Raw genomic sequence first — 24,078 nt, forward strand, 5'->3', positions numbered from 1 at the left:
AGCTAAAAACCACAACCACTTTGTTTTTTAACGCTTTTTCAAATCCCAAACTTGGAAAATGGATCATCCCCGGAACCGGAGTCATCTGGTTTCTGGGATGTTTTCTTTTGTTGAGAAGGTATGATGTCGAAATTGAACATGCGCTGATCGATGCATTTATTTTTTCCTTGGTTTTCTTGGGAGGAATTTTTGTATTGGATCGGGTTTTCAGTCTTTTTGCTCCAAAAGGGAAAAACCTGTGGCTTCTTTTTGCGGTACCCTTGATTTTGAGTTGGATAGGTGTGATGGCTCATCGCTATGTGCTGGTATGGGGATTTGATGAGGAGGAATACCTTGATTTTCTTACAAAAAGTTTTTATCTCAGGTGGACTATTTTGGCGATGGCAGAGCAGTTGATTTCGGTTTTAGCTTTGGTAGTTTCGCGATTGGAGGTTCAGGAGGAAGTGAGAAAACGGGAAGCCCAAATGCTTCAGTTATCCAAAGAAGCCGAGCTGGCACAGCTGCGCCAACAATTGCAGCCTCACTTCTTATTCAATAGCCTCAATTCTATCAATGCATTGGTTGTATCCCAACCCAAAAAAGCACGCGAGATGGTTTTGCAGCTATCGGAGTTTTTGAGAGGAACGATCCGAAAAGACGCTCAGAAGTGGATTTCTTTGGAAGAAGAATTGAATTATCTCAAAATGTACTTGGATATCGAGCGGGTACGATTTGGACACCGATTGGAAGTTGATTTTAAAGTAGCGGAGGAGTATTACCAAATCAAACTTCCACAGCTTCTGATCCAGCCTCTGGTAGAAAATGCCATCAAACATGGACTCTACGGAGTGACAGGTGAGGTGAAAATCGAGATTTCAGGAAGAAAAGAAGGAAGCCATTTTATTCTGGAGGTCCTTAATCCTTTTGATCCGGAGTCATCGGCAGTAGAAGGAACCGGATTTGGACTAAGTTCTGTCGAGCGACGCCTATTCTTATTATTTGGACGAACTGACTTGCTTGAGTGTGAAGCTGAGGATCACATTTTTAAAGTCAGGCTTAAAATCCCACAGTTTTTATGATAAAGACTATAATTATCGATGACGAACCCTTAGCGGCTGGAATCATTCAGGAGTTTTTGATGGAGTTTTCGCAATTCGAAGTGGTGGAAGTGTGTCAGGATGGATTTCAAGGCTTGAAAGCGATAAATCTTCTCAAGCCAGATTTGATTTTTCTGGATGTGCAAATGCCAAAAATCACAGGGTTCGAGTTGTTGGAGTTATTGGATGAACCGCCTGCAGTGATCTTTACGACTGCTTTTGACCAATATGCACTGAAGGCTTTTGATGCCAAGGCGATGGATTACCTATTAAAGCCATTTTCAGAGCTGAGGTTTAAGCAAGCGATTGATCGCTTTTTGGAAAGTAGGGGAAAGGCTTCAGAAGGGAATGATTCAGAAGGAGGTTCAGCTTACATGGCAGAGAAAAGTAATCGATTGGTGGTCAGAGTGAAAAATGACATCAAAATCATTCCCATTCAAGAGGTGATTTATTTTGAGGCGGAGGATGATTATGTAACAATTCACACACCCAGTGGGAAATATCTTAAAAAGATGACCATGAAGACTTTAGAAGAAACTCTGGATCCCGCAAAATTCGCCCGAGTACATCGGTCTTTTATCATCAATCTAAATGGGATTACGGGAATCGAACCCTATGAACGGGACACCTATTTCGTCAAACTCCGTGGAGGCGAACAGATTCCTGTCAGTAAAACCGGATATGCTCGACTCAGGCAAGTTTTAGGACTTTAGGTTTTGTTAACCCTCCAAGGGTTTTAAACCCTTGGAGGGGTTACCAGAAAAAAAAGCCCCGGAATTCCGAGGCTTTTGGTTTTTAATATTCGTCTTCGTTGAAGAAGAAGTCATCCTTAGTAGGATAATCAGGCCAGATCTCTTCGATGGTCTCATAGGGCTCTCCATCGTCTTCGAGTTCTTGGAGATTTTCCACTACCTCCAGTGGAGCGCCGGATCGGATGGCGTAGTCAATAAGCTCATCCTTGGTCGCTGGCCAGGGTGCGTCCTCCAGATAGGATGCTAGTTCAAGTGTCCAGTACATAGTGTTTATTTTAAAAGGTATTTTTCGATTTTTTTAAGGTTGCAAGATTAGTGAATTTTTGAATAAGTAGTGTCTACTTAAATCCGAGGAGAAAGTTGCTTCAATAGATAGTTTTTTACATCTATTTTTCGCTTCACCCCAGATAGCTTTTTTCGCATCATCATTTCAAAGTCAGGAGTCTGTACCCGGAAGTTGTCCGAATTGTTTTGCATGGTGTCCAATTCGCTTTGATCTCGATGAAGTAAGTCTTTGACTATCGCTGACTTGATCTGATTCTGTTCCTGAAGCGGCATAGAATCAAAGTCTGAATATTTGTTGTGAGCCAGTTTTTCAAGGAATGCTTTCTCGAAAATGATATCCATGAAAAACTGATACGATCTGGCGGGAAGATTCGCTTCTTTAGGCTTTCGCATCGGAAGTTTTTTCCAGTCTTCCTGAATTGCTTTGGCTCGGGTAGTGATCGCATAGGAAGTTGGTTGATGCGCCATTTTCTTAAGCTCATCGACCATGTCATCTATTTTTCGCAATATTTCTCTTGGATTCATTTGAGGACCAGGATTGAGTCCTCTTTTGTATCTTGAAAATATCCGGTTGTTCAGTTTGGAAAACTCATCCCAAAGCGGCTGCCGCTTTTCTGCCGGTACTTTTCCTGCTTCCTTCCATTCTTTTTGAATTCGCTTACTGATTTCAAAAGCCATTTTAGCATCAGGAAGATCATGAGCCTCTCGGGCTTGAATGACTAAAGCTTCATATACTTTGATGTTTTCTTCGGCTTGGAGAGCCATTCCCTCGAAGAAATGCCTTCTGTTTTCGAAAAAAGTCTGGATTGAGTCGTTGAATTCTTGCTCCAGCTCCTCATGAATTTCTTTTTCCACGGGACCGGTTTTGATCCAACGCATTTTTAGTTCTTTGAAAAATTCAGCAGTATTCTTCCAGTCCGTATCATTCTTCATTGCCTCCGCTTCCAAAATCAAAGACTTTTTGACTTCCAGATTTTTGGAGCGATTGGCTTGGATGATTTCATTTAAAAATTTTTCCTGGGCATTAAGTTCCTCAATCAATGGAATGAAATCCCCTAAAGCATCAGATTCGTAAAGTGAATCACGCAAATGAATAAGCTTCATTAGGAAGGAACCCTTGTTTTGGTTTTTCTCAATGTCTGATTTTAATTTGGTTACTTTATCTTTTATTAGCTCAAATCGCGATTCGAAATAGCTGATTGTGGAGGAGGCATCTTCCTTCACTTCACCGATTTCTCGGTCATTTCTCCCTAAAAAACCTTTCAAATAGACTTTGCTGTCTTTGATATATCCATACGGATGTTCCATTTCAATTCGATAGGTTATAGGTGGTCGCTTTCAATTTTTCGCAAAATAATCATTTAGCCTTCACTTATCCTAAGAAAGCCATATTTTTGCCATCTTGTTTCAATTCCATTCTCAACAATAAAAATTCCAGTATGAGCTCAGAAAAAATTATCTTTTCTATGGCAGGGGTTTCCAAAATTTACCCCCCGCAGAAAAAAGTTCTTAAAGATATTTACCTCTCTTTTTTTTATGGTGCCAAAATCGGTGTCCTGGGTTTGAACGGCTCGGGAAAGTCTTCTTTGCTTCGAATTATTGCCGGTATGGACAAGGAATTCCTTGGCGAAGTCGTCTGGTCTCCAGGCTATACCGTCGGAATGTTGGAGCAGGAACCAAAGCTTGATCCGACTAAAACAGTGAAAGAAGTGGTCGAAGAAGCTGTCGCTGACACGGTCAATTTGCTAAAGGAATTCGAAGAAATCAACGAGAAATTCATGGATCCGGCGCTGATGGATGATCCGGACGCGATGGACAAGTTGATCACCCGTCAGGGTGAGGTTCAGGAGAAGCTGGACGCTGCCAATGCTTGGGAACTCGACGTGATGCTTGACAAGGCAATGGATGCTTTACGACTGCCTCCAAGCGACGCAAACGTGGCCAACCTGTCCGGCGGCGAAAAAAGACGAGTGGCGCTTTGCCGCTTATTGCTTCAGGAACCGGATGTATTGCTACTTGATGAACCGACCAACCACCTTGATGCGGAATCCGTGCATTGGCTGGAGCAGCATTTGCAAAACTACAAGGGCACGGTCATCGCAGTAACTCACGATAGGTACTTCCTAGATAATGTGGCCGGCTGGATTCTCGAATTGGATCGTGGCGAGGGGATTCCCTGGAAAGGCAATTATTCTTCTTGGCTAGATCAAAAACAGCAACGATTGAAGCAAGAGGAAAAGACAGAATCTAAGCGTCAAAAAACCTTGGAGCGCGAATTGGAATGGATTCGAATGTCTCCTAAAGCCAGACAGTCCAAAGGCAAAGCAAGACTTTCCGCTTATGACAAATTAGTCGGAGAGGAATCCAAAGAGCGAGAAGCAAAATTGGAACTTTTCATCCCACCGGGACCAAGATTGGGAGCCAAAGTCATCGAGGTAAATAATGTGTCTAAGGCATTTGGAGATAAGTTGCTATTTGAAAATCTGAGTTTTTCCTTGCCTCAAGGTGGAATAGTGGGAATCATCGGACCAAACGGAGCTGGTAAATCCACGCTTTTCAAATTGATCACGGGACAGGAAAAAGCGGATTCAGGAAATTTCGAAGTAGGAGAGACGGTTAAGCTTGCTTATGTCGATCAGGAACATGACTCGCTTGATCCCAGTAAGACTGTTTATCAATTGATCTCGGATGGCAATGAGCTAATGAAGCTAGGCAACAAGGAAGTCAACTCCAGAGCCTATGTGTCCAAGTTCAACTTTGCAGGTTCGGATCAGGAAAAAAAGGTAGGCGTCCTCTCAGGCGGAGAGCGAAATCGAGTTCATCTGGCCATCACGCTTAAAGAAGGTGGAAATCTGCTGCTACTCGATGAACCGACCAACGACTTGGATGTGAACACGCTGCGATCTTTGGAAGAAGCTTTGGAAAATTTCGGTGGCTGTGCGGTGATTATTTCCCACGACAGATGGTTTCTGGACAGAATTTGCACGCATATTTTGGCGTTCGAAGGCGATTCTCAAGTGGTATGGTTTGAAGGAAACTTCTCTGATTATGAGGAGAACAAGAAAAAGCGATTGGGTGACGTGACGCCGAAGCGGATACGGTATAAGAATCTGAAATAAGTTGGCAGTGGCAGTTTGCAGTTTACAGATTGTCAGCCTGTGCAGCTTGCCCGCTGCGGCGGGGAGTCGAAGGCTTCAATGCAGAAGTTTAAAGTAAGAAATCTGAAAGAGGAGTAAGCAGTGGCAGTTTGCAGATTGTCAGCCTGACGCTTCGGCTTAGCTCAGTGGGACAAGAGTCGAAGGCTTCAATGCAGAAGTTTAAAGTCAGAAATCTGAAATTGAACCCCTCGAGGATCTTATCTTCGAGGGATTCGTTTTTTGGATTTGAAATTATTGGTTCTTTCTTTAACCTTAACTATTTATTTATCTATGGAGTCCCAACTACTTCCTCTTCAATTTCAGAACCGTAATCTCTGGCCAAATACCCACCCGGCCGGGGAAGGCTAGAAATCCAAATCCACGGTTTACATGGAGGTATCGTCCGAGTTCTTCATACAGTCCTGCCCATTTAGGGTATCGAAGCGAAGCAGGGCTCCATTTGATGATTCCGGGGATTTCGATTCCAAACTGCATTCCATGCGTATGGCCGCTTAGCGTTAGGTGGATGAATTGGGAGAAAGACTTAACTTTCTCATCAAAGTGAGATGGGTCGTGGCTCATCAATATTTTAAAACTCTGATCGCTAAGGTTTGCTGTAGCTTTTTTTAGATCTCCATATTGCGCAAAACCTTTTCCCCAGTTTTCCACCCCAATTAGGTCAATGCTCGCTGTTGCCCCTTCGACTCCACTTAAGGCAAGCTTTTGAAGTTGGACGCTTTCATTGCGTAGCAGCTTGAATCCCAATTCTTCCTGTATCTGGAATAAGCGCTGGAGGTTTGCAACCTTAGCTTCCTTGCTTGGCCAAGCCATATAGTCCCCGTAGTCATGGTTGCCCAGAATGGAGTACTTGCCCATGGGTGCCTCCAGCTTTTTGAAGGTCTCGATCCATGGCTCCATTTCTCCTGAATGGTTATTGACCAAGTCTCCGGTGAACAGAATGATATCGGATTTTTGCTGATTGATCAGGTCCACGCCGTATTCCAGTTTCTGTTTATTGTCAAAACTCCCGGAGTGAATATCCGAGATCTGGGTGATGGTAAAGCCATCAAACTCCTCCGGCAGGTCCTCGAATTCCAGCGTATGATTGACTACCCGGTAACGGTACTTGCCGATCAATACGCCATGCAGGATGCCCAAAAAAGGAATTGCAGAAAGCACCAAGGCTGTTTGGCTTACGAATTTTCTTCGGTCTGGTAAAAAATCCCCATCCTTATTTCCGCTCATGGATTGAAAAATACCAGTAAAAAAGCGGAAGATATCTTCTCCAAACAGGAATGCCAGGATAATTAGCTTAGGAAGGATGGACAGGACCAAAAGCGATACGAGCCTGCCAAAATTTAAACTTACATTCCCTCTGTCGAAGGTCAGAAATACATATATGGTGAAGAGGTAGATGAGAATGGAAAAGACCCAAAATCCAGCCTTGATCCAGGTTTGTGTTGGGAATAGCGTCTTGAAGGCTTGGAAGGAATACCAGTCGATCAGACCGATAAAGACTAGGAAGAATAGTATGCGTAAAAGCATTGGACTAGGAATGGCGTATTGTATAAGGTAGGACTATAAAGTTTGGGGGCATTAAAAATACCTGAACGGGGAGCAGCAAAGCAAGTTGGAAAATCAGAAAAAGTAGGCAGTGGCAGTGGGCAGTCTACTGCCTGAGCGCCTGTCTACCATTGGTAGGGAATCGAAGGCACAAAATCAGAATTTTAAAGTGAGAAATCAAAAACCGAACCCATCGAGGAGCTAATCTCCGAGGGGTTTGTTTTTTTGGAAAAGTTTGATTTTCTAATTCAAGATTAGTTAATTGGACTGTGAGTAAGCGAAGATTTTATTTCCATTCCATTTTATTAGTTGCATCAGTTGTGGTTGGGGGTCTATCTATCTGGGAAAGCGGACTGATTCCAGAGGGGAAAAACCATCCTAATTTTACCGCAATAGCCATGGTTCTAATTGTGATTGGGCAGATTGCAGGTATTAAGGCTTATCAAAGTCAAAAAAAGAAAGCACCTTGAAGTTTGTAATTGATTAAATTTTAAGGCTATGCGCATTGTCTTAGTTTTATTAAGTGTTTTTATTCTAGCTTTTTCCCAGAAGGCCGAGCGAGATCCTCTACTGGTTGGAAGGTGGATGATGCTTTTTACGAAAGACGCGAGTGGTGAAATCGTCAAGGATGAATTTTATGGAAAAAAATATATTGAATCCTACACGAAAGACGGCAAGTACATTCTCGACCCGCAATTTTTGAGAGATGTCATGAAGCGAATAATATCCTTTCACATCGGGCACCTTTACATTTGAATTCCGTATTTTCACACTATGGAAAGAGTGTTTAGAATTAAATTGACTCCAGAAGTTGAGGGTGGCTATACAGTCACAGTTCCTTCACTCCCAGGTTGTGTGACATGGGGAGAAACAATCGAAGAAGCAAAGAAAATGGCTGCTGAAGCGATTTCTCTTTACTTGGAGGACATGGAAGCAAATAATGAGGAAATCCCAAATGACATGAATAGTTTGGAGTTGTCGTTGGTTGTGAGCTAGATTTTATCACAAGAAAATTCCTTTCAATGGTTTTAAATATTTGCGCCTTTTTAGCCTTAATAGATCATGATCAAAAAACCTATTGACAAATTATATGGTCTCTCCGCCATCTTAATTCCAGTCCTTCTAATGGCGAAGTATTTAGACCTGTTTCCGGTATCAAATTGGATGCTGGGAGGAGCTTTAATTTTAGGAGCGGTGACTTTTTTCTTGGAGGCGATTAAACAGAGTAGGAAGTTTAGCCTATTCCGAAAAATTCCTTCGCAGGCATTAGAAGCCATTTCCAAACAGGCATTACCACTAGACCTTCGAGTAAATCTTCTTGATTCCATGTAAGCAAAACCCCTTTTGGAGCTTGTGTTTCGGATAATGCAGCTTTTAATCCTTTGATTTCTCGTTGGAGATTATCAGTGTTTAGTTCCCAACACACTTGTACCGCCCCAATTATTCCTTCGTTCAATTTGACCACAAAATCACACTCAGAATCCTTATTTTGGAAATATTGGATTTCTTTGAAAGATCGTCGGAGATGGAGATAGACATAATTCTCAAGCTTTCTGCCCAGATCCTTGCTGAAGGAAAGTGAATTTGCAGCAGCCAAGGCAGGGTCAACGCAAAATGCTTTTTTTGGATTGGCCAACTGCTTGCGGATCGAAGGGGAATACATTGGTATCAAATCAAACAGATAACTCTCCTCGAGGTAATCACAATAATCGATTACCGTCCTGACTGACTTTATCTCCAATAGGCTTCCTATTCGGGAATAGCTGAAGGGCTTGCCCACATTGGAACATAGAAATACACCCAGCCGTATCAGCGAAGTTTCGTTAGTTATGTTTCGTCTTACAGCCACATCACGCGTAAGTATGTCTCGGAAAAGAGTTCTCAAATAATCTTGATCTTGATTGTGCAGAAACTCGGGAAATCCACCTGTCAGGAAATAGCTTTCGAAGCTCTCCTCTCCTGGTGATAAGTTTTTGAAAAGCAAAAACTCATTGTAGCTAAAGGGGAATAATTCCGTTTGTTTGTAGCGTCCAGTGAGACGAGTTCCCAGTTCTCGACTCAGCATGCTGGCATTCGAGCCTGTGATGTAGAGCTTTTTACCTTTTTCATGAAGGGATCTGGCAAATATTTCCCAACCTGCCACACTTTGGACTTCATCCAAGAGTATGGAGGTTTTGCCCATTGCATCTCTGAGTTGTTCGAGTTTTGGGAAATCAACCGCTTCAAAATCTACTAATCTGGGATCCTCAAAGTTCAGATAAAGACCGGGCTCAGAGGAAGGAAGACTTTTGCGGATCAGAATACTTTTTCCGCAGCGCCTCACTCCACTGACTACAAGTATTTGATTAGATTGGATAGGGATGGTTTCTTCCCTGGAAATGAGCTGTTTTTGGAGAAAATTTTGGTTTTGCTCCTCAATTACTTGTGCTAGAATATCTATTTGTATCATTTAAAAGCCTGTAAATCAATGTAAATATAAAAGCTTGTATTTGAAATACAAGATATCTTGTTTTTCAAATACAAGCTTTTAACTGATAAACCATTTTAAATATTTTTGAACCTGCGTTCCCAGATAGTAAGGTAGATTAAGTAGTCGATACGATTTGCCTGCTGGGGTTTGAGTGTCTTCTATTTTCAATTCTCCACCATAAATCCGCACGGCAAAACCATGATTGGCTGAATCTATAAATTGATGTAAGGACCGCAAAGAACCAGTTGCGCCAGACTTGATTTCAATAGGAATTGCTAAACCTTGGAAAGGGATTACCAAATCCACTTCTGCGGTGGATTGATTTTTCTCCCGGACCCAAAAATTCGGTTTTTGATCGGTCTGAAAAGATGTTGAAATCAATTCCTGGGTGACCAAATGCGGAATCAATGCTCCTTTATATGCTGAGCTCAGATCTTCCATAGCGAGTAGTTGCCCTTGAATTCCCAAGGTGTAATTCACCAATCCTGTGTCAAGAAGTTGGATTCTTGGGGATTTCTTTAGATCCGATTGCATAGGAGCCGAAAGGTCAGTAGTAGGATAAATGAGGCGCATAATTTTGGCGTCCTCCAAAATTCGAAAAGACTCCCCAATTTCCCTGGAGCGATAATTAGAGTTTCCAAAGCCTTGAAATTTAATTCGCTGGTCCAATGCAAGTGGTGCTGAATTCATTAAATGGCGGATAATTTTCCGCTCCGTGTCGTTACTGCTATATTTTTCAATATCGGATTTGTAAGTGCTCCCGATGCTTTCGTAAATAGGAGGCAGGTCCGCAAGATTTTGTCTTTTCAAGTCGTTTTTAATGACTTCAGGCATTCCGCCAATGATTGCATAGCGGTGAAACAGATTCATCAATACTTTATTTGCAACCGGCTTGACAGGGATTTGCTCAAATTGCTCCAAGGCGATTAGCTGCCCAATGGCTTCAAGGTATTCCGGGAAATTCATCGGATACAAATAGAGAAATTCCACTCGGCCGACAGGGAAGCTTTTCACATCCTTCAAGGCAAATTCAAGTAAGGAACCTGCCGCAATTACAGGCAGCTCGGGTAGCTCTTCATAGAAATAACGTAGTAGTTGAATTGCTTTTGGGGATTCCTGGATTTCATCCAGAAAAAGTAAGGTCGAGGACAGATCGGACGAACTGAGATTTCTACTGATTAGGATGGCTTCAAGGATTGTTTTAACATCTTCGAAGTCCTCGAAAAATGAACGGTCGCTGGATTTTTCCAAATTCAGAAGGATAGATTTCGAGTAGCCTTTGGCAAATTCCTTAATCAAAGTAGTCTTCCCAACTTGTCTTGCTCCTCGGATAATCAGTGGCTTTCGAGAGGGATTGGATTTCCAGTCATTTAACTGTTTGAAAACCTGTCTTTTGAAGCTCATTTTTTTTAATATTTGTCACAAAGTAAGGGTAAATAATTGAATATATTGTAACATAATAAGGGTAAATTCAGAGAATCTTGTCACAGAATAAGGGTAAATCGAATATTCCTGTCTTTTTGGACCATTCCAATGCTTTTGAATTTTGTTGGGTTGCCCGATTTTTCAACCCCCTTTTCCTTTTATTTGTATCGGAATTATTTCCAAACCAGCCTATTGACCTATGAGACAGCTACTCCTCAGACCCGGAGCAGAAGAATTGAATTACGAGATCCGTGGAATTGTAAAAAAAGCCCGGCAAATCGAAGCCCTCGGTTATTCCATGACTTGGGAAAACATCGGTGACCCCATCCAAAAGCACAATCAAGTGCCTGATTGGATGAAAGCAATCATCGCCGAACTGCTTAAGGAGGATAAAACCTACGGGTATGCGGATTCTAAAGGTGTGTTGGAAACTCGTAAATTCCTGGCTACGCTAAATAATGTAAAAGGCGGAAATCAAATCACAGCAGAGGATATCCTTTTTTTCAACGGATTGGGTGATGCGATTGCGAAGTTGTATCAGTTCCTGATTCCCACTGCACGAATTATCGGTCCTTCACCAGCATATTCCACCCACAGTTCTGCAGAGGCTGCACATGCTAACTCTGCGCCAATCACCTACAAACTTGACCCGGATAATCAGTGGCTACCGGATATGGAAGACCTTTATCTCAAGGTAAAATACAATCCCTCCATCGTCGGCATCCTGATCATCAATCCTGACAATCCGACAGGAATGGTATATCCAAAAGAAGTTTTGGAAGGATTTGTGAAAATTGCGGAAGAATTCAGTTTGCTATTAATCTCTGACGAAATCTATCAGAACATCACCTATAACGGCATCAAAGCCGTGGCTTTGACTGAAGTGATTGGAAGTCGTCCAGCAATTTCATTGAAGGGCATTTCTAAAGAATTCCCATGGCCAGGTGCTCGATGCGGTTGGATGGAGTTTTACAATCGGGATTCTTCCAAGGAATTTGCAAAGCTTTGTCAGACGCTGGAAAATGCAAAAATGATCGAGGTTTGTTCCACCATTTTGCCGCAATTGGCAATCCCGAAAATCATGAGCCATCCAGAATATCATGCGTATCGTGAAAAAGCAAATGCTGAGATAGGCAAACGAAGCGATTGGATGCGGGAGATTTTGGGAGATATTCCAGGAATTAAGTTTAATCCAACACAAGGAGCGTTTTATAATACCATCGTTTTTGACGAAAAATTGCTGACACCGGATCAGAGTTTATCCATCGAAGATGAAAAGTTGAAAAGCTTATTGGATTCTTGGCTGACTGATCCAGAAATGCCATTGGACAAACGATTTGTGTATTTTCTGCTGGCTGCTGAGCGGATTTGCGTGGTTCCGATTTCTTCTTTCTGCTCGGATTTAAGGGGATTTCGGGTAACCCTACTGGAAGAAAATGAGGAAGTGTTTAAGGATACGTTTAGGAGGCTGGGGAGGGCGATTGAGAAGTATTTGAAGTCATAGTCTGAAAGTCAGAAATCTAAATTCAGAAAGCTGAAGTTTTCAGTATGCAGTCGCAGTATGCAGTTTGATCAACTCTATGCCTTACTAGCTCCAAATTTCTCCGGATTTTCCATCATGTAATTTAGTAATCTTCCGATTTCAACTACCTCCTGATCGAGTTCATTAAAAATGACTTCATCAATATATTTGCAGGCTAATGAAAAACTTAGCCAAACTTGTGTTTCTGTGTTTTCCATATCTGAATCACTCAATTTGGAAACAAAATGTGCGGGAAATCTTCTTTTACGGTAACCTTCACCAATATTTGTACATGTCGATCTACTTGACCGTCGGATTTGGTCAGTTAAGGAAAATTTCTCTTCACGAGGGAAATTTTTGCTGATTTCAAAAATCCGCATAGCCAGTTTAAAGGCTTTTTTGTAAACAATTAAATCTCGATAATCCATAGTCTTAACTTTTAGTTACAACTTATTCGTAGTGTATATGCCTACTGCCAACTGGAACTGCCTACTTTTTTTTCAGCTTTCATACTTTAGCTTTCATACTTTCTTCAATGCTCTCGGACTTTCAATTTCGGATCTGGAGTTAATTTTTCTTCCTCGACCAATGCTTCGCCCAACGTGCTTAAATCCGGTTGCCCCGCATTAATCCATGCCGTGTACCAAAAGTCAGCGATCATTTTGATGGAGCGCTTCATCTGCCGCTCTACTTGACGGTCCAACGCTTGGGCATAAGCTTCAGTGAAATCTCTCGAATAAACTCGAACGGTCAACCCATTCCGCTCCTCATAGCTGAACTTCTGATCTTCGGGGAAGCTTTGCGTAAGTTCCCGCTCGATTCGTAAGACACTGTCCACTTGATTGTGTGCGTTCTCGACTGCATCCCAAATGGCGAGTTGCGGCTTTTCTACGTATTCAGCCTTCCCAACCCAAAGTGAATAATCCTTGGCCATCAATTCAGGAATCCGACTTTCCCAAAAACCATGAATTCCTTCCTGCCCGGTCAGTTGACCGTTGTAATTTTTGGTCGTGTGGAGCGGAACATTAAGGTCGCCGAGGTAATGTCCCAAGTCTGCCGAAAGCCGGAGAATCGCCTGAGAATTCTTTTGCTCGAAAGCTTTTGTCAGACTGACCATAGTCAGATATGCCGACCAAGGACCGATTCCATTTTGCCGTAGAGAATCTTCAGGAATTTTTTCGATGGCCTCAAACCAATATTTTGGTAAAATGAAAAGTGCGCTATCACCGTAATGATCCAAATCGATGTAATGCTTCTCTGCCTCACCTTTCACAGCATATCTCCGGCGGTCAGGATTCACTGCTTTTTCAGTAATGAATTGGATATGAGGCTTGTAAAAGCCAATCAATTCGGGTGGCAGTGAGTAGACCGCCTGCTGATTAATCAGCTGATGCCCATAAAATCCCCAGTCCTCTAAGCGGTGAGGCAAAAAAAGAAAGCCAAATACCGAAATCATAAAAATCTTCATACTTGAAAATAGTCAAAACAAATGTCTTTTCAGCTTGGAAATGAGCTATCTTTATATCCTGTTTAAAGCTTTTGACCAAATATTTTGTGTGGGAAAAAGTGAAGACTATGAGGAATGTTTTAAATTCCTTTGGCAGAATTAATAATTTACAATAACTTTGCACTCCAATTCGGAATAGGGGAACGTAAAGAATTTTATTTAAAAACGAGATATGGCAAATCACAAATCAGCTCTGAAAAGAATTCGTGCCAACGAAGCGAAGCGTTTGAGAAACAGATATCAGGCTAAGACCACTAGAACTTTCATCAAAAGATTGAAAGCGGCAACTGACAAAATTGAGGCTATGGAGCTTTACAAGAAGGTTGCTTCTATGTTGGACAAGCTGGCTAAGAAGAATGTCATTCACAAAAACAACGCTAGTAACAAGAAATCAAGATTAGCCAAATTCGTAAGCGCGATAGGTTAATTTCTTCAAGACTACATTTCAAAACCCTGTCAAAAGCAGGGTTTTTTTTATGCCTTTTTCTGATTAGTTTTAGTTGTACTTTTTGTTCAAAGTTTTTTTAGAACTGCTTATGAGTCAAGCTACTTCAATAAAAATATCCGAACTGGCAGAAGAAGATCGTCCTAGGGAAAAATTGCTGCTCAAAGGAAAATCATCACTTACTGATGCGGAATTAATTGCGATCCTGATTGGATCAGGCACGCCAACTGTCAGTGCGGTGGACTTATCTCGCATGATCCTAAGAGATGTCAGTTATGATTTAGCCTCTTTGGCACGCATGTCCGTCAAAGACCTCATGAAATTTAAAGGAATTGGTGAGGCAAAAGCGATTTCGATCGTAGCGGCATTAGAACTTGGGCGTCGGCGCAAGGAGCAAGAGCCTCAAGTCAGAATCAAGATTACCAGTTCTCGGGATATCTACGATCTAATGAAGCCCGATCTCTACGATGAAATTATCGAGCATTTTTATCTCATACTGCTTTCAAGATCCAATTATGTGATCAAAAAGCAACTCGTCAGTCAAGGTGGAACGGCAGGGACCGTAGTCGATCCTAAAATTGTCTTTAAAATCGCCCTTGAGCAGATGGCGCAGTCTATTATTTTGGTTCACAATCATCCGAGTGGCAACCTGAGTCCATCGGAGCAAGACAAAAGATTGACTGAAAGATTGGTTAAAATCGGTCGGGATTTGGATTTACCCATTTTAGATCATTTGATTTTTGGAGATCGTGGCTATTTTAGCTTCGCCGATGAAGGCGAACTATAAATGAAGCAAAGTTACATCTTACTTATTACGGTTGGACTGGTGGTGATTGCTGCTGTGGCTTACATGTTTACAGCTGCGGAAAGCCCTGAAGCCTATGTGGAGAAAATCGAAAAGGAACGGGAGCGGCAGTTTAAGTTTATCCGATTTAATGTCGAATCACCGTTAACGGAGGAACAGAAGCGAACTTTTACCAAGCTCACTTTTTACGAAATCAATCCTGCTTACAAAGTCAAAGCCCGATTAATTCCGATTGAAAACAAGAAAGTTCGGGAAGTCCCATTGACTGACGGGTCAATGCAACGCTACATTGAACATTCTTTCGCTGAATTTGAATTGGGCGGAAAGACCAACAGCCTGTTATTGCTTCAGGCTATGAATGAGGCTGACAAGCGGAATTTCTTTTTAGCCTTCGCTGACGCTACAAGTGCCGGTGAAACATACGGCGGTGGTCGCTACTTGAACGTTCGTCAGGATGGGAAAACGAGCATCACGCTGGACTTCAACCTCGCTTATAATCCCTACTGCGCTTACAATCCCGACTATGCCTGCCCGATTCCTCCCAAGGAAAATCTTTTGGAGATCGCCATGGAAGCAGGGGAGAAAAATTACAAAGAATAAGAAAGCCCAAATCAATTCTTATAAATTTGCCAATCAGTTTTACAAAAGGTGCAAATGCACCTTTTTTGTTGAAGTTCAGGATCAAATACCTGCTATTAAATATTTTATGAAAATCTCGATTAATCGCCTTAAAAAATACCTTGCCCTTTCAGAAAGCCCTGAAGAAATCGCTGCTCTTCTTACCCAATCAGGTCTTGAAGTGGAAGGAGTAGAGGAGTTTGTTTCTGTTCCGGGTGGATTGGAAGGAATAGTGATAGGAGAGGTTTTGACCTGCGAAAAGCACCCCGACGCAGATAAACTCAGCCTTACAACAGTGGATATCGGAACAGGTACGCCTTCACAGATTGTCTGTGGTGCACCCAATGTCGCCAAAGGTCAAAAAGTTGCGGTTGCCACAGTCGGAGCGAAGTTATTCCCGACATCAGGTGAGCCATTTGAAATCAAAAAAGCCAAAATCCGAGGGCTAGCATCTGAAGGAATGATCTGTGCTGAAGATGAAATCGGTCTGGGTACATCTCATGCGGGAATTATGATTTTGGATACCGAACTTCCAAACGGAACTCCGGCCTCGGAATATTTCGAAGTTTCGCAAGATCAAGTGTTGGAGATTGGGTTGACTCCAAATCGCGCCGATGCGGCCTCGCATTTGGGTGTGGCTCGAGACTTAAAGGCTTTGCTGGGAAGACCGATTAGCCTTCCAGAGGAAATGTCTTTGATTGTGGAAAAAACCGGTCCATCCATCTCTGTTGAAGTTCAAAATCCAATCGATTGTCCTCGCTATGCAGGTGTTTTAATGACCGATTTGAAAGTTGGCCCTAGTCCCCAATGGCTTCAAAACTTCCTGACATCGCTCGATCTCGAACCGATCAATAATATAGTTGATATCACTAATTTTATCCTTCATGACTTGGGTCAGCCCCTTCATGCATTTGATGCGGATAAGATTTTCGAAGGGAAAATCATTGTGGGAAAGCTATCAAAAGGAACTCCATTTGTGACTTTGGATGAAAAGGAAAGAAAGCTTTCCGGAGAAGAACTTATGATCTGTGATCCTCAGGGTGGCCTTTGCATTGCCGGAATTTTTGGAGGAAATCATTCGGGCGTGAGTGATCAGACAACTTCTATTTTCTTGGAGTCAGCCTATTTCTCTCCTGATGTAATCCGAAAAGGTTCGCAGTTTCATGGCTTAAAAACTGATGCTTCGTTCCGATTCGAAAGAGGAACAGATCCAAATATGCCGGTTTATGCCTTGAAAACTGCGGTGAAATTACTTCAGGAAATTGCCGGAGGGAAAGTTGCTTCCGAGATTATCGATCTGTATCCAGTCCCTACCGAGGATTTTGTGATCGAGGTGAGTTACGCCCACATCAATCGACTGATTGGAAAGAAAATCGCTCCAATCGAGGTGAAATCAATTCTTGAAAGTCTTGATATCAAAGTTGAAAATGAAACCGAGGAAGGCTTTACCGCAATCGTAAAGCCATACCGAGTGGATGTCACTCGGGAGGCTGATATCATCGAGGAAGTGCTGAGAATTCACGGTTTCCATCAAGTGGAGCTATCTGAAAATCTCAAAACTGACTATCTCGCTGAGCATCCTGTCAAAGATCTGAATAAGCTTCAATACCGAATGACCGAAATGCTTGCTGGTCAAGGGTATTTCGAACTGATCACCAACAGCTTGACCAAGCCAGTCTATGCGGAGAAATCCGGCTTCTTGGATCCATCTTTGAACGTAGAAATTTTCAACAAACTCAGCGAAGATTTAGGCGTGATGAGACAGACCTTGCTTTTCAATGGCTTGGAAGTTTTGGCACATAATATCAACAGAAGGCAAACTGATCTCAAATGCTTTGAATTTGGTACGGTCTATCAAAAGACTGGGGATGGCTACAAAGAAGGCAGGCGTTTGGCAATTTTTCATTCCGGCAACCGTTCTTCTGAGAGTTGGATTGAGACTGATAAGCCATTTGGCTTTTCTGACATTTACATGACCGTAGAGCGGATTTTGGAGCGGTTAAATATAGAAGTTGGGCAGTTTTCCATGATCGAATCAGCACCATTCAGTTATGGGTTGACTTTGAAACTGGGCGAAAAAGTATTGGGTTCAGTTGGTTTGGTAGATGAAAAAATCCTCAAACTCGCTGAGGTTCGTCAAGAAGTTTGGTTTGCTGAATTGGATTGGGACCTACTGACCAAAAAAGCATCGGGTTTGAAGAAGTTTCAGGAAATCTCCAAATTCCCTGAAGTCCGTAGAGATCTTTCTTTGGTGATTGATAAAACTGTCACTTATGACCAAGTGAAAGGAGTGGCGGAGAAGGCAGGAGGAAGGCTTGTAAGGAGGATTGGTGTCTTTGACGTATATCAGGGAGATAAAATTGATTCAGGGAAAAAGGCCTATGCTTTGAGTTTTTACTTGCAGGATCAGGAAAATACATTGACCGATAAGGTAATTGAGAAAACAATGAGTAAATTGATTCAAGCCTTTCAGGATCAGGTGGGGGCCATCATCAGAAGCTAAAAATGATTCAAGAAGAACTGCAAAAATTAGAGAAGCTGGCGGTACTAGTCAGCAAGAAACTTGAAACGGTGTCCGCTGAGAATGAGCAACTAAAGGCTCAATTGGCGCAGTTAGAGTCTGGAATTCAGGAAAAGGAGCAGGAAATCCATCATTTTAAAAATAAGATTAAAATTAGTAACATTGTGGACAACCGACCGGTGAATCCAGAGGATGCCACCGAAATGAGTGACTTAATCAATAATTATATACAAGAAATCGATCATTTGATCACATACCTTTCCGAATGATATGGAGACGCTGGCCATCAGAGTGAAAATCGGAGAAAGGGAATATCCCATGCGTGTCAAGCCTGAAGATGAGGCTAAAATCAGACACGCCGGGAAGTTGATTAATGAAAAGTTGAGGAAATATAAAGCCGAATTTGGTTTGGATGACTTTCAGGATTTGCTTGCCATGGTCGCATTTGACTGCATGGTGGAATCCCTGGAAACCAATGAGGTAAATGCTGAAGACGGCGAACATGTTCGTAAAAGTCTTTCCCATATTTCAGCCTTGCTAGCCAAAGCTGTTTGATTATTGATATCCACTTGTTTCAGGGATTTTCGGAGCCGGAGAGGTAGTATAACTATATAAATACCTATGGCAGACGTACTATTTATCATCCTTGCCGCACTGGCAGGACTAGGTGGAGGTGCCGCTTTGGCGGGATTTTTCATCAAAAATAAAAATGCGAAGTTGGAAGAGGAGACTCGGGAAAAGGTCAAATCTATGCTTAGAGAAGCTGAACTTACAGCTGAAACGATCAAAAAAGACAGAATTCTCGAAGCTAAAGAGAAGTACTTGAAGTTGAAGTCGGAGTTTGATGAAGAGATGAATACTAAGAAAAACATCATCATCACTAATGAAAACAAGGTCAAACAACTCCAAAGCCAAGTTTCCAAAGAACAGGAAGCGCTGAAACGCAAAGAGGCAGAACTCGACAGCAAAAAGGAAAATCTTGCCGCACAACTTCATTCAGTTCAGGTGAAAAAGGAAGAACTAGATCGGGTGACCAATCAGCGAATTTCCGACTTGGAAAAAGTAGCCGGGCTTACTAGAGAAGAAGCAAAAGAGCAGATCATCACAATGCTTACTGAAGAGGCACAATCCAAAGCTTCATCTCAAATCAAAGACATCCTCGATGAAGCAAAGTTGACGGCTACCAAGCAGGCTAAAAAGATTGTATTGGACACCATTCAGCGTACTGCCACTGAGCATGCAGTGGAAAACTGTGTGTCTGTTTTTAATATCGAAAGTGACGACATCAAAGGTAAAATCATCGGTCGTGAAGGTCGGAATATTCGTGCCCTTGAAGCTGCAACTGGAGTTGAGATCGTAGTGGATGATACTCCTGAAGCAATCATTATATCAGGGTTTGATCCGGTCAGAAGAGAAATCGCTAGGCTTTCCCTTCACCGTTTGGTGCAGGACGGAAGAATTCACCCTGCAAGGATTGAAGAGGTAGTTGCGAAAACTGAAAAGAATATCGAGGAAGAAATCGTTGAAATCGGTGAGCGAACCTGTATTGATTTAGGGATTCACGGCCTTCATCCGGAATTGATTCGATTGGTTGGTCGCTTGAGATTCCGATCTTCATATGGACAAAATCTTCTACAGCACTCCAGAGAAGTGGCTAAACTAGCTGCTACAATGGCTGCTGAAATGGGATTGAATGCTAAGCTTGCCAAGCGTGCCGGTTTACTTCATGATATTGGAAAAGTATGGCCGGAAGAACAGGAACTCCCTCACGCAGTTCTGGGAATGGAACTGGCAAAACGATACAAAGAGCATCCTGAAATCTGCAATGCCATCGGTGCTCACCATGATGAAATCGAGATGACCTCGATGATCTCTCCTATCGTCCAAGCCTCTGATGCAATATCAGGCTCAAGGCCGGGCGCAAGACGTGAAATCATGGATAGTTATATCAAGCGATTGAAAGAGCTCGAAGAGCTTGCTATGGCTTTTGACGGTGTAAATAAATGCTTTGCAATGCAGGCTGGTCGTGAGCTTCGGATTTTGGTCGATGCAGACAACGTAGATGATCAGACTGCTGGTAAGCTATCATTCGATATTTCTCAGAAAATCGAAAAAGAAATGCAGTACCCCGGACAGATCAAAGTCACGGTAATACGTGAAATGAGAGCGGTCAACTACGCAAGATAAAATCCAATTTGGATGAATAGCAGATGGCAATTACCTTTAGGTGGTTGCCATTTTTATTTGCTATGATTCCAAATTATTATGTGATGCGAAGAGCCACTTGGTGGTTGGAGCAAGCTCGGTTTTTGTTCTACAAGCGAAAGTTAACAAAGGAAGATCTCATGTTTTTGGAGAAGTATTTTTCCTTTTACACGAGGCTAAATCCCAAACACAAGAAAGAATTTCTGGCGAAATTGGAGATGATTCTGTCATCCAAAAAGTTTATTGCAAGAGGAGGACTTCAGGAGGTTACTTCTGAAATGGAAGTTCTAATCAGTGCAACCATTGCAATGGTTACTTTTGGTTGGAAGCGACTCCGCTTGGCGCATTTTCACACGATTTTGATCTACCCTAATACCTATTATAGTACATCAAATAAGGCCTATCATCGAGGCGAAGTCAATCCTAGATTTGGGTTGATTGTGGTTTCTTGGCGTTGTTTTGTGGAGGGTTTGTTGGATGAAAAGGATGGCGTAAACCTCGGTATTCATGAGATAGCCCATGCGCTTAAATTGGCCAATCAAATTGACACAGATGGGGAAAAGGAATTTGATCCCAAGGCATGGAAAGCTTACAAAATTCTCGTTCCGGCCGAAATTGAAAAAGTGAAATCCGGAGAAGACTCCCTTTTCAGAGAAACTGCCGGACTTAATGAACATGAGTTTTTTGCAGTAGCCTTAGAGAGTTTTTTTGAGCGACCTTGCGAGTTTTTTCAAGCTAGGCAGGAGTTATACCTTGCCTTGGTCAAGCTAATGAGGTTAGATCCCCGAGTTTGGGAAAAAGTGACGGTAGAATAAAGTTATAGTTGAACCTATTTATTTGTATCTGCAATTTTACACCCGACCAAAAAGGTGGAAAGTTTGTTGATGACATAGGAAATCGAGCATGACCCAAAGGGATACACAGAGGGATGCCCCGATAACTATCGGGGAATCCATGCGAAGATTCCACCTGCCTGCCGGCAGGCAGGTGTGGCCTTATAAATCAAATTATAAACACATGAAAAATTCCCTCTCAACAAGTGGTACAAGGGGATTTTAAACATCATTTATTTCGGTTACAATAACCTTTGTGCGACATATCAAACAGTCATTTTTTTTCAGTTAATTCAATTTCGCATAAGGCTTCTTACCTACAGATATTTCTCAAATTTTAAATCACAATTTGTTTCAATGAAATTCGAACACTTTGCACTTAACGTCCCAAATGCTCAGGAAATGTCGCTTTGGTATGAATCCCACCTCGGATTGAATGTGGTGAAAAAAATGACTGAACCTCCATTTATGACTTTCCTAGCAGATGACAGCGGGACAATCATGCTGGAAATCTATAGTAATCCCAAAGGTGAAACGCTTGATTTCAATAGCTTTCATCCCTTGGCGGTTCATTTGGCTTTTGTGTCAGAAGATCCTGGTAAAGACATAGCCCGATTGATCGAAGCAGGCGCAAGTGAAATGAGTGATGACATCTTGCCGGACGGTTCGCATTTAGTCATGCTTCGCGATCCTTGGGGAATTTGCATTCAGTTTTGCAAACGAGCTGTCCCTATGTTGAAGGATTATTAATCAATTTCGTTTTTCCGATCTTTTTTTCTTTCCTTAACTGATTATGAATGATGTTCTAATTCCATTTGACGAGTTGGTTTCAAAACTCAGGCAGGTTTTACTGAAGTTTGGTTTTGAAGAAAATCGGGCAAACCAATGTGCCACACTTTTTGCGAAAGCAGATCGGGATGGAGTTAGATCTCACGGGGTCAATCGCTTTCCTCTTTTTCTGGATTTTATTGAAAAGGGATATATCAAACCAAAAAATGTTCCGACACTTCTCAGTGAAATAGTACTTTTTGAGCGTTGGGACGGGAATTTGGGACCGGGAAATCTGAATGCCGAGTTTGCAATGGATCGAGCGATCAGTCTTTCCAGAGAGTTTGGGATTGGCTGTGTGGCTTTGGCACAAACCAATCATTGGATGCGAGGAGGAAATTTTGGCTGGCAGGCAGTCGAGGCAGGCTGTATCGGTATCTGCTTTACCAACACCAAACCTAATATGCCAACTTGGGGTGGAAGTGAGCCGATCCTTGGAAATAATCCCTTGGTAATCGGAATACCCAGGAAGGAATCTCCAGTCGTTCTGGACATAGCAATGTCTCAATTCGCCTATGGGCAAATGAGTTTATATGCTCAAAAAGGCCAGGATTTACCTTTTGAGGGAGGATTTGATCTGAATGGGAAACTTACTAAAGACCCAAAAGTAATTCTGGAAAATCACCTAGCCCTTCCTATGGGTCTGTGGAAAGGTGCTGGTCTATCTTTGGTTCTGGACATGTTGGCGACCATACTCTCCGGAGGAAATTCCACGCACGAAGTCGATCATAATGGTGATGAATTCGGGCTATCTCAGGTTTTTCTGTGCTTTGATCCATTCAAGTTGGTATTGATGGATTGGATGGAGGAAAAGACTGATAGGATCCTTGATAATCTTAAAAATTCTGCCGTTTTTGAAGGTGAAGCAGTTCGGTTTCCCGGGGAAAAAGTTTTGGAAACTCGAACTCAAAATTTGAATAACGGAATACCCGTCGCAGAATCCACTTGGTCAAAAATCCTAAAACACCTAGAAGAATGAACATTGGAATCATCGGAACCGGATCAATCACCGGAAAACATGCACAAGCAATTGCCGAAATTGAAGGCGCGAAATTGGTAGCATTGTACAATCCCAAACCTGAAAGTGCTGCAAAAGCCAAAGCTCAATTTGGACTTCCTGTTTTTACAGATTTGGGTGAATTTTTGAATGTTCCGGATCTGGAAATCGTCTGTGTCTGCACGCCAAGTGGAATGCATTTGGAGCCGGCATTAGCTGCCGCAAAAGCCGGGAAGCATCTGATGATCGAAAAACCGATTGAAATCAATCTTCAGCGAACCGATGAATTGATTGCCGCCTGTGCCGAAGGCGGGGTTAAACTGGCAGTCATTTTTCAAAATCGATTTACCGAGGATTACCAAAAGCTGAAGAAGGCCGTCACAGATGGTGTTTTCGGTCGACTCCTCATGGGTAATGCCTACGTCAATTGGTTTAGAGATTCTGCTTACTATTCCACAAGCAAGTGGAAAGGAACACTTGAAGCGGATGGTGGAGGAGCATTGATTAACCAAGGAATTCACACAATCGACTTGCTCTTGGATTTGATGGGCGATGTGAAAAGTGTCTTTGGACAAGTTCAGACGACTTTGTACCCTATCGAAGGGGAAGATTTGGGAGCTGCATTGGTTAATTTCAAAAATGGAGCATTGGGAAATATCACTTCCGCTACGGCACTATATCCTGGATATCCTGAGCGGATCGAGATTTTTGGAACGGAAGGAAGCGCAATTCTGGAAGCTGGAAAGTTGACCGCTTGGAAATTGAAGGGAAGCACTGAATCCTTAAAACCCACCCAAAATGAAGGAGGATCAGGAGCTTCAGACCCTACTGCAATTGGTCATCAGTTGCACTTGGAGCAATGGAGACTATTTGTAAAAGCTATCGAGGAAGATTTGACTCCGGTGGTCGATGGAAAAACCGCCCGAAAATCTGTTGAACTGATCCGGGCGATCTATTTTTCTTCCAAAGAAGGGAAGTTGGTCGAGTTTCCTTTTTTGGATGAAAATTGAATTAAGGGATATTTTTCAGTCCTGAAATTTTCATAAAAAAATCCGTTCAGCGATGTTTTTAAATCGATTCCGTAATTTC

Annotated in this window: 25 protein-coding genes; 18 read left to right on the forward strand and 7 right to left on the reverse strand. The window is 42.3% G+C overall.

The features are described 5' to 3' along the window. The first annotated feature begins 20 nt into the window (after positions 1-20). Complete coding sequence (locus tag ACK4HU_RS16050) at positions 21-1,058, forward strand: sensor histidine kinase (protein ID WP_409808448.1); 1,038 nt, start codon at positions 21-23, stop codon at positions 1,056-1,058. After that, positions 1,055-1,789 (forward strand): LytR/AlgR family response regulator transcription factor, encoded by a 735-nt coding sequence (locus tag ACK4HU_RS16055; RefSeq protein ID WP_409808450.1) that lies wholly within the window; start codon positions 1,055-1,057, stop codon positions 1,787-1,789. Before ACK4HU_RS16050 ends, ACK4HU_RS16055 begins: the two co-directional genes overlap by 4 nt. An 82-nt stretch (positions 1,790-1,871) precedes the next feature. Here ACK4HU_RS16055 and ACK4HU_RS16060 read toward each other — a convergent pair whose 3' ends face one another. Both ACK4HU_RS16060 and ACK4HU_RS16065 read right to left on the reverse strand, forming a co-directional pair. Continuing rightward, entirely contained in the window at positions 1,872-2,093 is a 222-nt protein-coding gene (locus ACK4HU_RS16060) for a DUF2795 domain-containing protein (RefSeq protein WP_026952747.1), read from the reverse strand. A gap of 77 nt (positions 2,094-2,170) precedes the next feature. After that, positions 2,171-3,421, reverse strand: coding sequence for a DUF349 domain-containing protein (locus tag ACK4HU_RS16065; RefSeq protein WP_409808452.1), 1,251 nt, complete (start codon positions 3,419-3,421; stop codon positions 2,171-2,173). A gap of 131 nt (positions 3,422-3,552) precedes the next feature. On the opposite strand from ACK4HU_RS16065, the gene ettA reads away from it, so the two are divergent. After that, positions 3,553-5,232: an energy-dependent translational throttle protein EttA gene (ettA, locus tag ACK4HU_RS16070; protein ID WP_409808454.1), complete on the forward strand. Its 1,680-nt coding sequence runs from the start codon at positions 3,553-3,555 to the stop codon at positions 5,230-5,232. A 321-nt stretch (positions 5,233-5,553) separates the two neighbouring features. Here ettA and ACK4HU_RS16075 read toward each other — a convergent pair whose 3' ends face one another. After that, positions 5,554-6,795, reverse strand: coding sequence for a metallophosphoesterase (locus ACK4HU_RS16075; protein ID WP_409808456.1), 1,242 nt, complete (start codon positions 6,793-6,795; stop codon positions 5,554-5,556). Positions 6,796-7,082: 287 nt separating this feature from the next. On the opposite strand from ACK4HU_RS16075, the gene ACK4HU_RS16080 reads away from it, so the two are divergent. Genes ACK4HU_RS16080 through ACK4HU_RS16090 form a run of 3 tightly spaced genes read left to right on the forward strand, consistent with a single transcriptional unit; the run spans position 7,083 to position 7,809 of the window. Beyond that, positions 7,083-7,283, forward strand: coding sequence for a hypothetical protein (locus ACK4HU_RS16080; protein WP_409808457.1), 201 nt, complete (start codon positions 7,083-7,085; stop codon positions 7,281-7,283). A 28-nt stretch (positions 7,284-7,311) separates the two neighbouring features. Beyond that, positions 7,312-7,569, forward strand: a complete 258-nt coding sequence (locus ACK4HU_RS16085) for a hypothetical protein (RefSeq protein ID WP_409808459.1) — start codon at positions 7,312-7,314, stop codon at positions 7,567-7,569. A gap of 18 nt (positions 7,570-7,587) precedes the next feature. Beyond that, entirely contained in the window at positions 7,588-7,809 is a 222-nt protein-coding gene (locus tag ACK4HU_RS16090) for a type II toxin-antitoxin system HicB family antitoxin (RefSeq protein WP_409808460.1), read from the forward strand. Positions 7,810-8,047: 238 nt separating this feature from the next. Here ACK4HU_RS16090 and ACK4HU_RS16095 read toward each other — a convergent pair whose 3' ends face one another. After that, a complete protein-coding gene (locus ACK4HU_RS16095) occupies positions 8,048-9,262 on the reverse strand; it encodes an ATP-binding protein (protein WP_409808462.1) in 1,215 nt (404 codons plus the stop codon). A 78-nt stretch (positions 9,263-9,340) separates the two neighbouring features. Then, the gene (locus tag ACK4HU_RS16100; RefSeq protein ID WP_409808463.1) at positions 9,341-10,687 is read right to left on the reverse strand and encodes an ATP-binding protein; all 1,347 of its coding nucleotides are present in this window, start codon (positions 10,685-10,687) and stop codon (positions 9,341-9,343) included. A gap of 220 nt (positions 10,688-10,907) precedes the next feature. Here ACK4HU_RS16100 and ACK4HU_RS16105 point away from each other — a divergent pair, with 220 nt between their 5' ends. Beyond that, positions 10,908-12,212 (forward strand): pyridoxal phosphate-dependent aminotransferase, encoded by a 1,305-nt coding sequence (locus ACK4HU_RS16105; protein WP_409808465.1) that lies wholly within the window; start codon positions 10,908-10,910, stop codon positions 12,210-12,212. A gap of 74 nt (positions 12,213-12,286) precedes the next feature. Here the strand turns inward: ACK4HU_RS16105 and ACK4HU_RS16110 are convergent, their stop codons facing one another. Both ACK4HU_RS16110 and ACK4HU_RS16115 read right to left on the reverse strand, forming a co-directional pair. Further along, a complete protein-coding gene (locus ACK4HU_RS16110; RefSeq protein WP_409808466.1) occupies positions 12,287-12,658 on the reverse strand; it encodes a four helix bundle protein in 372 nt (123 codons plus the stop codon). Positions 12,659-12,762: 104 nt separating this feature from the next. Then, positions 12,763-13,698, reverse strand: coding sequence for a zinc dependent phospholipase C family protein (locus ACK4HU_RS16115; protein WP_409808468.1), 936 nt, complete (start codon positions 13,696-13,698; stop codon positions 12,763-12,765). Positions 13,699-13,909: 211 nt separating this feature from the next. On the opposite strand from ACK4HU_RS16115, the gene rpsT reads away from it, so the two are divergent. The 11 genes from rpsT to ACK4HU_RS16170 all read left to right on the forward strand — a co-directional run bounded on the left by rpsT (position 13,910) and on the right by ACK4HU_RS16170 (position 23,999). Then, complete coding sequence (rpsT, locus tag ACK4HU_RS16120; RefSeq protein WP_409808470.1) at positions 13,910-14,164, forward strand: 30S ribosomal protein S20; 255 nt, start codon at positions 13,910-13,912, stop codon at positions 14,162-14,164. A gap of 109 nt (positions 14,165-14,273) precedes the next feature. Next, positions 14,274-14,969, forward strand: coding sequence for a RadC family protein (gene radC, locus ACK4HU_RS16125; RefSeq protein WP_409808472.1), 696 nt, complete (start codon positions 14,274-14,276; stop codon positions 14,967-14,969). Continuing rightward, positions 14,970-15,587, forward strand: a complete 618-nt coding sequence (locus ACK4HU_RS16130) for a DUF1684 domain-containing protein (protein ID WP_409808474.1) — start codon at positions 14,970-14,972, stop codon at positions 15,585-15,587. Between the two features lie 106 nt (positions 15,588-15,693). After that, a complete protein-coding gene (gene pheT / locus ACK4HU_RS16135; protein WP_409808475.1) occupies positions 15,694-18,108 on the forward strand; it encodes a phenylalanine--tRNA ligase subunit beta in 2,415 nt (804 codons plus the stop codon). A gap of 2 nt (positions 18,109-18,110) precedes the next feature. Further along, a complete protein-coding gene (locus ACK4HU_RS16140; RefSeq protein ID WP_409808477.1) occupies positions 18,111-18,395 on the forward strand; it encodes a hypothetical protein in 285 nt (94 codons plus the stop codon). A 1-nt stretch (position 18,396) separates the two neighbouring features. Continuing rightward, entirely contained in the window at positions 18,397-18,681 is a 285-nt protein-coding gene (locus tag ACK4HU_RS16145; protein ID WP_409808479.1) for a cell division protein ZapA, read from the forward strand. Positions 18,682-18,747: 66 nt separating this feature from the next. Further along, positions 18,748-20,313: a ribonuclease Y gene (rny, locus tag ACK4HU_RS16150; protein ID WP_409808481.1), complete on the forward strand. Its 1,566-nt coding sequence runs from the start codon at positions 18,748-18,750 to the stop codon at positions 20,311-20,313. Between the two features lie 83 nt (positions 20,314-20,396). Continuing rightward, the gene (locus tag ACK4HU_RS16155; protein WP_409808483.1) at positions 20,397-21,146 is read left to right on the forward strand and encodes a zinc-dependent peptidase; all 750 of its coding nucleotides are present in this window, start codon (positions 20,397-20,399) and stop codon (positions 21,144-21,146) included. A gap of 375 nt (positions 21,147-21,521) precedes the next feature. Next, entirely contained in the window at positions 21,522-21,914 is a 393-nt protein-coding gene (locus ACK4HU_RS16160) for a VOC family protein (protein ID WP_409808485.1), read from the forward strand. 43 nt (positions 21,915-21,957) lie between these two features. After that, a complete protein-coding gene (gene yiaK, locus ACK4HU_RS16165; RefSeq protein ID WP_409808487.1) occupies positions 21,958-22,971 on the forward strand; it encodes a 3-dehydro-L-gulonate 2-dehydrogenase in 1,014 nt (337 codons plus the stop codon). Further along, positions 22,968-23,999, forward strand: a complete 1,032-nt coding sequence (locus ACK4HU_RS16170; protein WP_409808489.1) for a Gfo/Idh/MocA family protein — start codon at positions 22,968-22,970, stop codon at positions 23,997-23,999. The genes yiaK and ACK4HU_RS16170 overlap by 4 nt, the downstream gene beginning before the upstream one ends. Positions 24,000-24,078: the final 79 nt, after the last annotated feature.

It is taken from the genome of Algoriphagus sp. (assembly GCF_046296635.1).
In the GTDB taxonomy this organism is placed as follows: domain Bacteria; phylum Bacteroidota; class Bacteroidia; order Cytophagales; family Cyclobacteriaceae; genus Algoriphagus.

What these genes read in the sequence shown, in the direction of transcription:
- ACK4HU_RS16055 (WP_409808450.1), top strand. Translation starts at nt 1,055, where the DNA reads ATGATAAAGACTATAATTATCGATGACGAACCCTTAGCGGCTGGAATC.
- ACK4HU_RS16060 (WP_026952747.1), bottom strand. Translation starts at nt 2,093, where the DNA reads ATGTACTGGACACTTGAACTAGCATCCTATCTGGAGGACGCACCCTGG.
- ACK4HU_RS16065 (WP_409808452.1), bottom strand. Translation starts at nt 3,421, where the DNA reads ATGGAACATCCGTATGGATATATCAAAGACAGCAAAGTCTATTTGAAA.
- ettA (WP_409808454.1), top strand. Translation starts at nt 3,553, where the DNA reads ATGAGCTCAGAAAAAATTATCTTTTCTATGGCAGGGGTTTCCAAAATT.
- ACK4HU_RS16075 (WP_409808456.1), bottom strand. Translation starts at nt 6,795, where the DNA reads ATGCTTTTACGCATACTATTCTTCCTAGTCTTTATCGGTCTGATCGAC.
- ACK4HU_RS16085 (WP_409808459.1), top strand. Translation starts at nt 7,312, where the DNA reads ATGCGCATTGTCTTAGTTTTATTAAGTGTTTTTATTCTAGCTTTTTCC.
- ACK4HU_RS16090 (WP_409808460.1), top strand. Translation starts at nt 7,588, where the DNA reads ATGGAAAGAGTGTTTAGAATTAAATTGACTCCAGAAGTTGAGGGTGGC.
- ACK4HU_RS16095 (WP_409808462.1), bottom strand. Translation starts at nt 9,262, where the DNA reads ATGATACAAATAGATATTCTAGCACAAGTAATTGAGGAGCAAAACCAA.
- ACK4HU_RS16100 (WP_409808463.1), bottom strand. Translation starts at nt 10,687, where the DNA reads ATGAGCTTCAAAAGACAGGTTTTCAAACAGTTAAATGACTGGAAATCC.
- ACK4HU_RS16105 (WP_409808465.1), top strand. Translation starts at nt 10,908, where the DNA reads ATGAGACAGCTACTCCTCAGACCCGGAGCAGAAGAATTGAATTACGAG.
- ACK4HU_RS16110 (WP_409808466.1), bottom strand. Translation starts at nt 12,658, where the DNA reads ATGGATTATCGAGATTTAATTGTTTACAAAAAAGCCTTTAAACTGGCT.
- ACK4HU_RS16115 (WP_409808468.1), bottom strand. Translation starts at nt 13,698, where the DNA reads ATGAAGATTTTTATGATTTCGGTATTTGGCTTTCTTTTTTTGCCTCAC.
- rpsT (WP_409808470.1), top strand. Translation starts at nt 13,910, where the DNA reads ATGGCAAATCACAAATCAGCTCTGAAAAGAATTCGTGCCAACGAAGCG.
- radC (WP_409808472.1), top strand. Translation starts at nt 14,274, where the DNA reads ATGAGTCAAGCTACTTCAATAAAAATATCCGAACTGGCAGAAGAAGAT.
- ACK4HU_RS16130 (WP_409808474.1), top strand. Translation starts at nt 14,970, where the DNA reads ATGAAGCAAAGTTACATCTTACTTATTACGGTTGGACTGGTGGTGATT.
- pheT (WP_409808475.1), top strand. Translation starts at nt 15,694, where the DNA reads ATGAAAATCTCGATTAATCGCCTTAAAAAATACCTTGCCCTTTCAGAA.
- ACK4HU_RS16140 (WP_409808477.1), top strand. Translation starts at nt 18,111, where the DNA reads ATGATTCAAGAAGAACTGCAAAAATTAGAGAAGCTGGCGGTACTAGTC.
- ACK4HU_RS16145 (WP_409808479.1), top strand. Translation starts at nt 18,397, where the DNA reads ATGGAGACGCTGGCCATCAGAGTGAAAATCGGAGAAAGGGAATATCCC.
- rny (WP_409808481.1), top strand. Translation starts at nt 18,748, where the DNA reads ATGGCAGACGTACTATTTATCATCCTTGCCGCACTGGCAGGACTAGGT.
- ACK4HU_RS16155 (WP_409808483.1), top strand. Translation starts at nt 20,397, where the DNA reads ATGCGAAGAGCCACTTGGTGGTTGGAGCAAGCTCGGTTTTTGTTCTAC.
- ACK4HU_RS16160 (WP_409808485.1), top strand. Translation starts at nt 21,522, where the DNA reads ATGAAATTCGAACACTTTGCACTTAACGTCCCAAATGCTCAGGAAATG.
- yiaK (WP_409808487.1), top strand. Translation starts at nt 21,958, where the DNA reads ATGAATGATGTTCTAATTCCATTTGACGAGTTGGTTTCAAAACTCAGG.
- ACK4HU_RS16170 (WP_409808489.1), top strand. Translation starts at nt 22,968, where the DNA reads ATGAACATTGGAATCATCGGAACCGGATCAATCACCGGAAAACATGCA.